Genomic DNA, 11953 nt, shown 5'->3' with positions numbered 1-11953 from the left:
GCCCCGCAGTGAAAGCTGCGGGGCATTTTTTTGTCTGTGGAACAGGGCGTGAAGTTGCCGGCCTTGAAACCCGGTGCTAGGTTTAGCCCACTGCCCGTGTAGCTCAGTCGGTAGAGCAGCGCACTCGTAACGCGAAGGTCGCAGGTTCGATTCCTGTCTCGGGCACCATTCCTCTGTTGTTTCACCTTTGCGCTCAAAGCCCTTCCAGCGTTTTTTGTCGAATTGATGTAAAAGTCCATATAAATCGTCAACCAAACGTCCTATATTCGGTGCTTGTACACGTACCATTTTGCAGTTTTCAGATGATCCCCGAATGGTTCTGAAGGCCAGACAAACCGGGCTTCAACCGGTTTTTTTGCGTCAGAGAGATCCTTGATGATCCAGATCCATCTTCCATTCCCCAGATCAGCGAGAACGACATGACCGTTAAAGAATTGACCCAAGAAGCCAGACACGAAGAAGCGCTCAAGAAGTACTTGCTGGATTCGCCCCAGCTTGCCGAAGAGATCAAGGACCTGCCGGCCGACGATCAGAAAGACCAGATTCAATGGGCGTTCGAGGATGAGGCGGAGTCTCAGGGCTTGCAGCCGTGGGAATTGACGCTCAAGTACACCTCGACCCCGGAAGAGTACGAGGTTGTGCGCCTGGTGCTGCACAAAGAGGCGGCCGAGGTACTGGGCGTCGAGTGGGAAGAGTATTGCGAGATGAACAATCTGGTGGTCTGACAAAAACTCCTTCGGAGCCGCCTTTGTAGGAGCCTGGCTTGCCGGCGATAGCGTCCTTGAGATCGCTATCGCCGGCAAGCCAGGCTCCTACAGGTTTGCGATGCGGATCAGAGGCTCAAACGCATCGACAGATCGACAGCCTTCACGTCCTTGGTCATCGCGCCAATCGAAATGTAATCGACCCCGGTTTCGGCGATCGGCAACAACGTACTTTCATTGATCCCGCCGCTGGCTTCCAGTTTGGCCTTGCCTGCGTTCAGGCGCACGGCTTCACGCATGTCATCCAGGCTCAATTCATCGAGCATGATGATGTCAGCACCCGCCGCCAGAGCTTCTTTGAGCTCGCTCAGGCTTTCCACTTCGATCTCCACCGGTTTGCCCGGGGCAATCTTGTGCGCGGCGTTAATGGCTTCAGGGATGCCACCGCTGGCGGCAATATGGTTTTCCTTGATCAGGAAGGCGTCATACAGACCGATGCGATGGTTGTGGCAGCCGCCGCAGGTGACGGCGTACTTTTGTGCCAGACGCAGGCCGGGCAGGGTTTTGCGGGTGTCGAGCAACTTTACTTGGGTGTTGGCGACAAAATCCGCCAGATACTGCGCACGCGTGGCCACGCCCGACAGCAGTTGCAGGAAGTTCAGTGCACTGCGTTCGCCAGTGAGCAGCGAGCGCGCCGGGCCTTCGAGGTGGAACAGCGCCTGATTGGGTTTTACCCGTTCGCCGTCACACACCTGCCAATGCACTGCGACCCGTGGGTCCAGTTGCCGGAAAACCGCATCAACCCACGCAGTGCCGGCAATGACGGCAGCATCACGAGTGATGATGGTGGCTTTTGCCAGGCGTTCGGCCGGGATCAGCTGCGCGGTGATGTCGCCGCTGCCGATGTCTTCGCGCAACGCACGGCGTACGTTGGCTTCGATTTCGGCGGTCAAGTCGGCGAGACGTAGATTCGGCATAACGGACTCCACAAACAAAGTGGCTCGATTATAGGGCCATGGCACGAGCCAACCCAAGGTCTCATAGACTTTCCATTTGCGGCAATGATCGCATCCGGAGGGGCTATCGCGGCATACTGGGTGCCAACACAGTCGTCGTTGAAGGAACCTGTATGCAGTTGGACCCCGCGAGTGGTTGGTGTCAGGGCGTGCGTTTATGCCCCTCACCCAACTTCAATGCGCGCCCCTCGGGCGAAATTTCCCTGCTGGTGATCCACAACATCAGCTTGCCGCCAGCGCAGTTCGCTACCGGCAAAGTGCAGGAATTCTTCCAGAATCGTCTGGATGTCACGGAGCATCCTTATTTTGAAGGCATTGCTGACTTGCGGGTGTCAGCACACTTTCTGATTGAGCGTGACGGCACTGTCACTCAGTTTGTCTCTTGTAGTGAGCGTGCCTGGCACGCCGGTGTTTCGAGTTTTGAGGGCCGGGAAACCTGTAACGATTTTTCGGTGGGCATCGAGCTTGAAGGCACGGATGATCTGCCATTCACCGATGCTCAGTATCTCGTGCTGACGGCGTTGACCCGACAGCTGCAAAACGCCTACACCGGCATCACTGCGCAGCGCATTTGTGGGCACAGCGACATCGCGCCGGGGCGCAAGACCGATCCAGGACCGGCATTCGACTGGGCACGCTATCGCGCAGCCCTGGCAGAAGAGGAAGGAAAATGAGTTTTCTGGTGTTGCTGTTGGCGGTGTGGATCGAGAAATTCTCGGCACTGCGCCATCGGGTCCAGCGTGATGGCGGTTGGGTGCGCGAGTTGAACAAGCTTGAGGTCACGCCACGTCTGATCGACCGGCCATGGTTGATCCTGGTCATTATGGTGTTGTTACCGGTCGCGCTATTGGGGTTGCTGCTGGTGGTGCTGGACCCCGTGGTCTACGGTTTGCTCGCGTTACCGGTGCATTTGCTGGTGGTGATTTACAGCCTGGGCCGCGGCGATCTGTTGGCCGACCTGGGGCCGTTTCGCGATGCCTGGCGCCGGGAAGACCTGCAAGCCGCTACGCATGTGGCCACTCGTGACCTGGATATTTGCGCCGAAAGCGCCGAGCAATTGCTGGAGCGGGTCGAGGCGCACCTGCTGTGGGAGGCTTACCAAAGTTTCTTTGCGGTCATTTTCTGGTACTTCTTGCTGGGGCCGGTTGCTGCCCTGAGTTATCGCTTGCTGGCATTGGCCGAGGAGCATGGGCAGAACCCGGCCGTGGTCGAGCGCGCGGCACAATTGCGTCACGCCTTTGATTGGGTGCCCGTGCGGTTGCTGGCGATGAGTTTTGCACTGATCGGCAACTTTGTGGCGGTCAGCCGGGTGATGTTGCATGAGTTACTGAACTGGAACATCAGCGCCGCTCAGTTGATCGAGAAAGTCGGTCTGGTAGCCGGTGAAATTCCGGCTCCGGTCGTCGGACCGGATGGCATCAACAGCCTGGACCGGATCTGGGAGTTGCTGCTGCGCGCGGCGGTGCTCTGGTACGCCGGTTTTGCGCTGTGGACTGTCCTGCCTTAACACATCAATCCCTGTAGCAGCAGGCTGCGCCAGCTGCTACAGGCGCGTACTTCCCCGCGTTAACCTTAAGTTACAAAACATCCTGCCGATTTAAGATATACAGGGATAGCGCTGAATGGTGGCTATCTGCCGCCGATCTGCGCCTGCCAAATAAAAATAAGAACTCAAAGGGAGACTTCCAGTGAAGAGCTTGCTCTATCCCGCCGTCGCGCTGATGAACCGCCTGAGCTTCGGCATGAAGTTCAGCCTGATCAGCGTACTGTTCCTTGTGCCCATGCTGGTCACCAACTTTTATCTGGTGCGCGACTCCTATCGTGAATTTCAGGGCACGCAAGTCGAACTGCAGAGCCTCGAGCTGCTGGGCAGCGGCCTGACCCTTCGGCGAGACCTGGAAACCCTGAACAATCTGGTACAGATCAACGTCACGCTCGGCCAGTCCGGTAAGGCCGGCAATGTCGAGTCGAAGATCGGCGCGCTGGAGCAAAGCATCCTCGCGCGCCTGCAAGGGCTGACGGCGATGACCACTGATTCGGAGCAGATCACGGCTTTCGACGGCAAACGCGATGAAATGATCGCCGCGTTCAAAGCCCAGCAAGCGGAAACCTCCCTGCAAAGCAAAAGTGGCATGATCGGAAAACTGCTCGGCAACGCGCAGATTTTCAGCCAGATCATCGCCACTCAGGCCGGCCTCAGTCGCGACAGCCAAAGTGACATGCGTCAACTGAGTGAGCTGATCACCAACGTCACTCCGCGTGTGACCCAACTGCTGGGCGAAGGCCGGGCGATGGGTTCCTTTTCGCTGGGGCAAGGCTTTATCAACTCTGCGTCGAGCACTCGATTTGATGAACTGTTGGCGCAGATCGAAAAGCTTCAGGGCGAATACGGCTTGAGGTTGCAGGACACCTTGGGCTCCAGCAAGGCGGCGCGCGAAACCCTGGCTGCGCAAGCTGATAGCAGCAAGGCCTCGCTGAAAAAAGCCAGTGAGCTGTTCGAAGAAAAAGTGGTGATGGCGGACACACTCGATACACCCTGGCAGAGCTTTTACGATCAGGTCACCGGCCTGATGGACCAAACTTACCAACTCAACGAAGCCACACTGAAGTTCCTCGGCACCCAGTTGCAGCAGCGACTGGAGCAAAATCGCACCCACATGGTCTTGCAGGCCGTGGCGCTGTCGGTGGTGTTTGTGCTGATTTTCTACCTTTACGGCGGCTTCTACGCTTCAACCCGCACCACCCTCAAGCGGCTTGGCGAAATGATGGACACGGTCGCTGCCGGCGACATGACGGTGACCTTCCGCGCTGAAAGCCGCGATGAGCTTGGCGAGTTGGGCGAGGTGTTCAACGGCACCGTGAAGAAAATCCATGACCTGATCGAGCGAGTCGGGAAGACCGTCAATGAGGTCGAGCGTCAGGCCGGGCAGGTTCAAAGTGTTTCTACCCAGAGCAACCAGGCGGTGGCCGGGCAGCGTACGCAAATCGAGCAGGTCGCCACGGCCATGAACCAGATGTCGGCCACCTCCCTTGAGGTGGCGCGCAGTGCGGCTGCTGCGGTCAGCAGCGCCCACAGCGTCAACGACGAGACCATCAACGGTCGCGGGCTGGTAGCGTCCCAGCAGGGCAGCATCGCGCAATTGGCCAGTGAGATCGATCAGTCGGTGCTGGTGATCAATCAACTGGCCAGCGACAGCCAGTCCATCAGCCGCGTGCTGGAAGTGATCAAAAGCATCGCTGAACAAACCAATCTTTTGGCCCTTAACGCGGCCATTGAAGCTGCGCGGGCCGGAGAGCAGGGGCGTGGTTTTGCGGTGGTGGCCGATGAGGTCCGGACGCTGGCCAAACGCACCCAGCAATCGACCGAAGAAATCGAACAGATGATCAGCAAGCTCCACAGCGGAGTCGGCGCGGCGGTGAAAGCCATGGGCATCAGTCATCAGGTGGCCGATGGCACGGTCGGGCAGTCGGAAAAGGTCCAGCAGGCGCTGGAAAACATCCTCGGCGCCGTTGGCATGATCGTTGACCAGAACCAGCAAATCGCTGCTGCTGTCGAGCAGCAGACCGCCGTCGCCCACGATATCGATCAGAACATTGTCGAGATCAACCGTGCCGGTGAGCGCACCGCAGAGGGGGCGCACCAGACCGAGGATGCCAGCCGTGCGTTGTCGGCTCAGGTGGTGGAACTCAAACACCTGATCAGCGCGTTTCGAGTTTGATGGCACACCGCGAACAAATGTGGGAGCTGCGGTGCGACGATTCGAGTTGCTCGCGAAAGCGGCATAACAGTCGACCTGGATGTTGAATGTTAGTCAGTCTTCGCGAGCAAGCTCGCTCCTACAGGTTTTGTACACGATTTGTAGTACTTTTCTTTTTTCGGGCAGATAATGGCCTGTTGTCCTCAGTGCTCTGATTTTTCGTCTTCAATGAAGGAGGATCATTCACTCAGGCTTGCCATGAGGAAGCACGGTTATGTCTGTCGCAACCATCGGAATCCAGGGGCAATGCGCCCATTGCGGGTGTACCTGTGTGCTCGAAGCCTGGCAACTCAACGCCATTGCAATCAACGAGTCGTTCGCCTGTACTCACTGCCATAAAGCCTTGCAGTTGATCGACCCGAAACAGATCAAGCGCTTCAAGTCTCTCGACTCACTTGCCATGCTCCGGGCGAGCACCCTGGTGATGGTGTGCACTGCGGTCCTGGTGGCGTTGGTCATGGAATGGATCGGAATGCTCAGCGTGGTCGAACAGGTGAATTTTTCGCTGGTTGCGATACTGGTCTACTTCCTCGTTATTCAGTTCGCCCGGCACCGGCAACACCTCACGCTGATTCTGGAAGCCGCCAAGGCCCACGCCGACTGATTACCAGTTGAACAGCTCGCAAGCATTAGCCGTGCTGGCGGCGGCCAATTGCTCAGGGTTGATCGCCATGATCTGCGCCAGTGCCGCGCAGATCGCCGGCAAGTGTGCCGGGCTGTTGCGTTGACCGGGAAACATGGCCGGCGCCATATCCGGTGAGTCGGTTTCCAGCACCACGGACTCCAACGGTAAATCAGCGAGCACACGGTGCATCCGCAGCGCCTGTGGCCAGGTCGCGGCGCCGCCCAGACCCAGTTTGAAACCCAGCTTGATGTACTCGCGCGCTTCTTCCCTGCTGCCCGCAAAGGCGTGGATGATCCCTGCTCGTTTCAATCGAAAGCGTTTCAGCGTGGCAATCACCGCCGCATGGCTGCGCCGCACATGAATCAGCGCCGGCAGATTGAAGTCCACCGCCAGTTGCAGTTGCGCATCGAACAGCGCCTGCTGGCGCTCTCGGTCGAGGGTTTCGATGAAGTAATCCAGACCGATCTCGCCCACTGCGCACAGCTGCCGATGGCCGGCCAGACGCGTCAGCCAGTCACCGAGTTCCTGTAGATCTTCAGGTCGATGGTCCTCCAGATACACTGGGTGCAAACCGAATGCAGCATGCAAGTCGGGATCACTTTGCACCAGCTCCCAGACTCGCTGCCAATTTGCCTGATAAACCCCCAACACCACCATCCGCTGCACGCCCAGGGCGCGGCTTTCGGCCAGCAGTGCCTGACGGTCCTCGTCGAAATCCGGAAAATCCAGATGAGTGTGGCTGTCGATCAGCTCCACGGTTCAGTCCCGGTGAATACGCTGCTTGAAAGTCCGCGCGATGGCCTGCACGCCGGGTTGGTAATCGGACTGCTCGATGGCGGCCAGTGCGAGTTCAAGGGCTTTATCGGCGATCAACTGATGCTGCTGAGCCATGGCGTTGACCGGCAGCGGCAGGAAGTCCAGCAGCTGCGTGTCGCCGAACGTACCCAGGCGCAACGGACGGGTTTTTAGCGGATAGTCGTGCAAGGCATCGAACACACCCTGAAGCAGCACGTAGGAGGTGGTCACCAGAGCATTCGGCAGATGTCCCAGACGCTGGAGCATTTCTTCCATCAACTGCTTGCCGCACTCGCGGCTGAACGACTCGCCGTGCTCGATCAACACCTCGCCCTGGAACCCGTCCAGCGCTTGTTTGAAGCCGGCTGCGCGTTCCTGGCTAATGCTCAACTCGGGGCGCGCGCCAATCAAGGCGATCTGCTTGGGCAACGGGTCCAGTAGACTGCGGGTCAAGTGCAGGCTGGCCTCGCGGTCATCACTGATCACCGAGCAGAAATGCTCGGGTTCCATGACCCGGTCGATGGCGATGATCGGAATACCTTTGGCCTGCAACTGGCGATAGCTGTCATCACCCGTCGGCAGGCAACTGGCGACGATCAGCGCATCGCAGCGCCGGGCACGGAACAGTTGCAGCAATTGCCGTTCACTGTCCGGCGCATCGTCGGAACTGGCGATCAGCAATTGATAGCCGCGCGCCCGGGCACCTTGTTCCAGCAGTTTGGCGATTCGCGCGTAACTGGGGTTTTCCAGGTCCGGCAGAATAAAGCCCAAGGTGCGCGTGTGCCGACTGCGCAACCCGGCCGCTTGAGGATTGGGTGTAAAGCCGTGTTGTTCGACGACCGCGCGCACGCGCTCGACAGTGGCACTGCTGATGCGTTGCTGTTCGGCCTTGCCATTAATGACATAACTGGCGGTGGTTACGGACACACCGGCCAACTGTGCGATATCACTGAGTTTCAACTCGGGATTTCCTTGTTTTTTCGAGCTTGCCCCGACATTTTCGCCAATCCTACCCGAATCAGGCAGACGACTAATGTCCAAGCACATCCGACAAGTTGGGCTTCAAGGATGAGACATTATCGAGTAACGTGCCAAGTATTCTAGATTAAACGTTTCAGCAGGCGTATTTTCGGGACTGTAAGCACCTATGGCCGGTTCTGCCGTGAAACCGCCAAAAGTGAAGATTAAGCGCCTAAGCTGATCCATTCAAAACAATACCTGGCGTCATCAGACGCCAAAAAGGAGAAAGCATGCTCGAGCTCACCATAGAGCAGATTTCCATGGGCCAGTCGGCTGTGGATAAGTCCGCTGCGTTACAGCTATTGGCCGAGCATCTGGTCGACGATGGCCTGGTTGCCGAGGGGTATCTGGCCGGTTTGCAGGCGCGTGAAGCTCAGGGCTCGACCTTTCTCGGACAAGGTATTGCCATCCCCCACGGTACACCGCAAACCCGCGACCTGGTGTTTACCACCGGCGTGCGGCTGATGCAGTTCCCCGAGGGCGTGGATTGGGGGGACGGCCAGATCGTTTACCTGGCGATCGGTATCGCGGCCAAGTCCGATGAGCATTTGCGTTTGTTGCAACTGTTGACCCGCGCCCTCGGCGAAACCGATCTGGGCCAGGCCTTGCGCCGTGCGAGTTCCGCCGAGGCCTTGTTGAAACTGCTGCAAGGCGCGCCGCAGGAGTTGGCGCTGGATGCACAGATGATTGGCCTGGGTGTGTCCGCCGATGACTTCGAAGAACTGGTCTGGCGCGGTGCACGTTTGCTGCGCCAGGCCGATTGCGTGAGCAATGGTTTCTCCGCCGTGTTGCAACAGGTCGAAGCGTTGCCGCTGGGCGACGGCTTGTGGTGGTTGCACAGCGAGCAAACGGTCAAGCGCCCTGGCCTGGCCTTCGTCACCCCAGACAAACCGATACGCTACCTCGGCCAGCCGCTCAGCGGCCTGTTCTGCCTGGCCAGCCTCGGTGAAGCGCATCAGGCCTTGCTCGAACGTCTGTGTGCGTTACTGATTGAAGGTCGCGGCCACGAACTGGGACGCGCCACCAGCAGCCGCAAAGTGCTCGAAGTCCTCGGCGGCGAACTGCCGGCGGATTGGCCGAGCGCGCGCATCGCCCTGGCCAACGCCCATGGTTTGCATGCGCGCCCGGCGAAGATCCTTGCGCAACTGGCGAAAAGTTTTGAAGGTGAAATTCGCGTACGCATCGTCGACGGCCAGGACAGCGCGGTGTCGGTAAAAAGCTTGAGTAAACTGCTCAGCCTCGGCGCCCATCGGGGCCAGGTGCTCGAATTCGTTGCCGAACCGAGCATTGCTGCCGATGCCTTGCCGGCCCTGTTGGCTGCCATCGAAGAAGGCCTCGGTGAAGAGGTCGAGCCATTGCCGGCGGTGAGCCAACAGCGCGAAGAAGTCGCCGATGAGGCCGAAGTGCTGCTCGCCCCGGCGTCCGGCAGTGTGGTTCAAGCCATCGCCGCGGCCCCGGGCATTGCCATCGGTCCGGCGCATATTCAGGTGCTGCCAATCATCGATTATCCACTGCGCGGTGAGTCTGCCGGCATAGAGCGCGAGCGTCTCAAACACGCATTGGCGCAGGTGCGTCGCGACATCGACGGCTTGATCGAACGCAGCAAGTCCAAAGCCATCCGCGAGATTTTCATCACTCACCAGGAAATGCTCGACGACCCGGAACTGACCGATGAAGTCGACACCCGCCTCAAGCAAGGCGAAAGCGCCGAGGCGGCGTGGATGGCGGTGATCGAAGCGGCGGCCAAACAACAGGAATCGTTGCAGGATGCGTTGCTCGCCGAGCGTGCGGCTGATTTGCGCGACATCGGCCGGCGCGTGCTGGCGCAATTGAGCGGCGTCGAAACACCGAGCGAGCCGGACCAGCCTTACATTCTGGTGATGGACGAAGTGGGGCCGTCCGATGTGGCGCGTCTCGATCCGGCTCGCGTCGCCGGCATTCTCACGGCTCGCGGCGGCGCAACGGCCCACAGCGCCATTGTCGCCCGAGCGCTGGGTATTCCGGCGCTGGTCGGTGCAGGGGAGGCCGTGTTGCTGCTGGCGCCGGGTACGCCGTTGCTGATTGATGGTCAACGCGGCCGCTTGCATGTGGACGCCGATGCGCTGACCTTGCAGCGCGCCACCGAAGAGCGAGACACCCGCGAACAGCGCCTGAAAGTGGCGGCAGAGCTACGTCATCAACCGGCGCTGACCACCGACGGTCACGCGGTCGAAGTGTTTGCCAACATTGGCGAAAGCGCGGGCGTCACCAGCGCGGTGGAGCAGGGCGCCGAAGGCATTGGCTTATTGCGCACCGAACTGATTTTCATGGCCCACTCGCAGGCGCCGGACGAGGCCACTCAGGAAGTCGAATACCGCCGCGTCCTCGACGGCTTGGCCGGTCGGCCGCTGGTAGTGCGAACCCTCGACGTCGGTGGCGACAAACCGCTGCCGTATTGGCCCATCGCCAAGGAAGAAAATCCGTTCCTCGGCGTGCGTGGCATTCGCCTGACACTGCAACGCCCGAAAATCATGGAAGCGCAATTGCGCGCCTTGCTGCGGGCCGCCGACAACCGTCCGCTGCGGATCATGTTTCCGATGGTGGGCAGCGTCGATGAATGGCGACAGGCGCGGGACATGACCGAACGTTTGCGTCTGGAAATCCCGGTCGCCGACCTGCAACTGGGGATCATGATCGAAGTGCCATCGGCCGCCTTGCTGGCGCCGGTGCTGGCCAAAGAGGTCGACTTCTTCAGCGTCGGCACCAACGACCTGACGCAATACACCCTGGCCATCGACCGCGGTCATCCGACCTTGTCCGCCCAGGCCGACGGCTTGCACCCGGCGGTGCTGCAACTGATCGACATCACCGTGCGCGCGGCGCATGCCCATGGCAAATGGGTCGGTGTCTGCGGCGAGTTGGCGGCCGATCCGCTGGCGGTGCCGGTGTTGGTCGGACTGGGGGTGGACGAACTCAGCGTGTCGGGCCGCAGCATCGCCGAGGTCAAGGCGCGCATTCGCGAACTCAGCCTCGCCCAGACCCAAATTCTCGCCCGACAGGCCCTGGCCGTGGGCAGCGCCAATGAAGTGCGCGCATTAGTGGAGGCTCTGTAATGGCCCGGATTTTAACCCTGACCCTCAACCCGGCGCTGGATCTCACCGTCCAGTTGCCACGCCTGGTGCCCGGTCAGGTCAACCGCAGCGATGCCATGCACACTCACGCTGCCGGTAAAGGCGTGAACGTGGCGCAAGTGCTGGCGGACCTTGGTCATCAGGTGACCGTCAGCGGATTCCTCGGGGAGGACAACCTCCAAGCGTTCGAAACCCTGTTTGCCAAACGCGGTTTTGTCGACGCGTTCATCCGTGTTCCCGGCGAGACTCGCAGCAATATCAAACTGGCGGAAAGCGACGGGCGCATCACCGACCTCAACGGTCCGGGGCCGAGGGTCAGTGAAGCCGCGCAGCAGGCGTTGTTTGACCGGCTCGTGCAGATTGCGCCAGGTCATGATGTGGTCGTCGTCGCCGGAAGTTTGCCGCTAGGCGTCAGTGCGCATTGGTTACAGGCGTTGATTGTGCGTCTGAAAAAACTCGGGTTGAACGTCGCCCTCGACACCAGCGGTGAAGCGTTGCGTGTGGCGCTCAAGGCCGGACCGTGGCTGATTAAACCGAACACCGAAGAGCTGGCCGATGTGCTGGACTGCGAGGTCGTTTCGGTTGCGGCACAGGCCGAAGCTGCGAGCCGTTTGCACGCTCAAGGCATCGAGCACGTGGTGATTTCGCACGGGGCTGATGGCGTGAACTGGTTCAGTGTCGGTTCGGCGCTGCATGCCACGCCGCCCAAGGTCAGCGTCGCCAGCACGGTGGGCGCGGGCGATTCGTTATTGGCCGGCATGCTGCATGGATTGCTCAGCGCCGATACGCCAGAACAGACCCTGCGCACCGCCACGGCGATTGCCGCGATGGCGGTCACCCAGATCGGTTTTGGCATCGGTGATGCCGCGCAATTGGCGCAGCTCGAACAGGGTGTGCGCGTGCGCGTCCTGACAGAACAATAAGA

At 59.7% G+C, this 11953-nt stretch carries 10 protein-coding genes, 1 tRNA gene and 1 pseudogene; 9 read left to right on the top strand and 3 right to left on the bottom strand.

All coding sequences use genetic code 11. From position 1 onward, the window contains the following. The first annotated feature begins 92 nt into the window (after positions 1-92). Together AC1DWM_RS17850 and AC1DWM_RS17845 are read left to right on the top strand one after the other, a co-directional pair. Positions 93-168: transfer RNA gene (locus AC1DWM_RS17850), tRNA-Thr, on the top strand. A gap of 251 nt (positions 169-419) precedes the next feature. After that, positions 420-725 (top strand): DUF6388 family protein, encoded by a 306-nt coding sequence (locus tag AC1DWM_RS17845; protein ID WP_477795783.1) that lies wholly within the window; start codon positions 420-422, stop codon positions 723-725. 107 nt (positions 726-832) lie between these two features. Here AC1DWM_RS17845 and nadC read toward each other — a convergent pair whose 3' ends face one another. Further along, entirely contained in the window at positions 833-1681 is an 849-nt protein-coding gene (gene nadC / locus AC1DWM_RS17840) for a carboxylating nicotinate-nucleotide diphosphorylase (protein WP_223516391.1), read from the bottom strand. Positions 1682-1833: 152 nt separating this feature from the next. Here nadC and ampD point away from each other — a divergent pair, with 152 nt between their 5' ends. The 5 genes and pseudogenes from ampD (at position 1834) to AC1DWM_RS17815 (ending at position 6082) form a co-directional block, all read left to right on the top strand. Further along, positions 1834-2394, top strand: a complete 561-nt coding sequence (ampD, locus tag AC1DWM_RS17835) for a 1,6-anhydro-N-acetylmuramyl-L-alanine amidase AmpD (protein WP_223516393.1) — start codon at positions 1834-1836, stop codon at positions 2392-2394. Then, entirely contained in the window at positions 2391-3227 is an 837-nt protein-coding gene (gene ampE / locus AC1DWM_RS17830; protein ID WP_223516394.1) for a regulatory signaling modulator protein AmpE, read from the top strand. Before ampD ends, ampE begins: the two co-directional genes overlap by 4 nt. Before the next feature lie 214 nt (positions 3228-3441). Then, a pseudogene (locus AC1DWM_RS17825) lies at positions 3442-4533 on the top strand (methyl-accepting chemotaxis protein); the annotation flags it as partial. Next, on the top strand, positions 4510-5439 hold the full coding sequence (locus tag AC1DWM_RS17820; protein WP_477795803.1) for a methyl-accepting chemotaxis protein: 930 nt from the start codon (positions 4510-4512) through the stop codon (positions 5437-5439). The pseudogene AC1DWM_RS17825 and the gene AC1DWM_RS17820, both read left to right, overlap by 24 nt. A gap of 253 nt (positions 5440-5692) precedes the next feature. After that, on the top strand, positions 5693-6082 hold the full coding sequence (locus AC1DWM_RS17815; RefSeq protein WP_223516398.1) for a hypothetical protein: 390 nt from the start codon (positions 5693-5695) through the stop codon (positions 6080-6082). Here AC1DWM_RS17815 and AC1DWM_RS17810 read toward each other — a convergent pair whose 3' ends face one another. Together AC1DWM_RS17810 and cra are read right to left on the bottom strand one after the other, a co-directional pair. Continuing rightward, on the bottom strand, positions 6083-6859 hold the full coding sequence (locus AC1DWM_RS17810) for a TatD family hydrolase (protein ID WP_223516399.1): 777 nt from the start codon (positions 6857-6859) through the stop codon (positions 6083-6085). Between the two features lie 3 nt (positions 6860-6862). After that, complete coding sequence (gene cra / locus AC1DWM_RS17805) at positions 6863-7858, bottom strand: catabolite repressor/activator (protein WP_223516401.1); 996 nt, start codon at positions 7856-7858, stop codon at positions 6863-6865. Between the two features lie 290 nt (positions 7859-8148). On the opposite strand from cra, the gene ptsP reads away from it, so the two are divergent. Continuing rightward, positions 8149-11010: a phosphoenolpyruvate--protein phosphotransferase gene (gene ptsP / locus AC1DWM_RS17800; protein WP_223516403.1), complete on the top strand. Its 2862-nt coding sequence runs from the start codon at positions 8149-8151 to the stop codon at positions 11008-11010. Next, on the top strand, positions 11010-11951 hold the full coding sequence (gene pfkB / locus AC1DWM_RS17795; protein ID WP_223516405.1) for a 1-phosphofructokinase: 942 nt from the start codon (positions 11010-11012) through the stop codon (positions 11949-11951). Before ptsP ends, pfkB begins: the two co-directional genes overlap by 1 nt. Positions 11952-11953 lie beyond the last annotated feature (2 nt).

This window comes from Pseudomonas sp. P4_C8, from assembly GCF_056401975.1.
The sequence above is the reverse complement of the archived record's forward strand: the minus strand, read 5'-3'. Positions and strand labels throughout refer to the sequence as shown.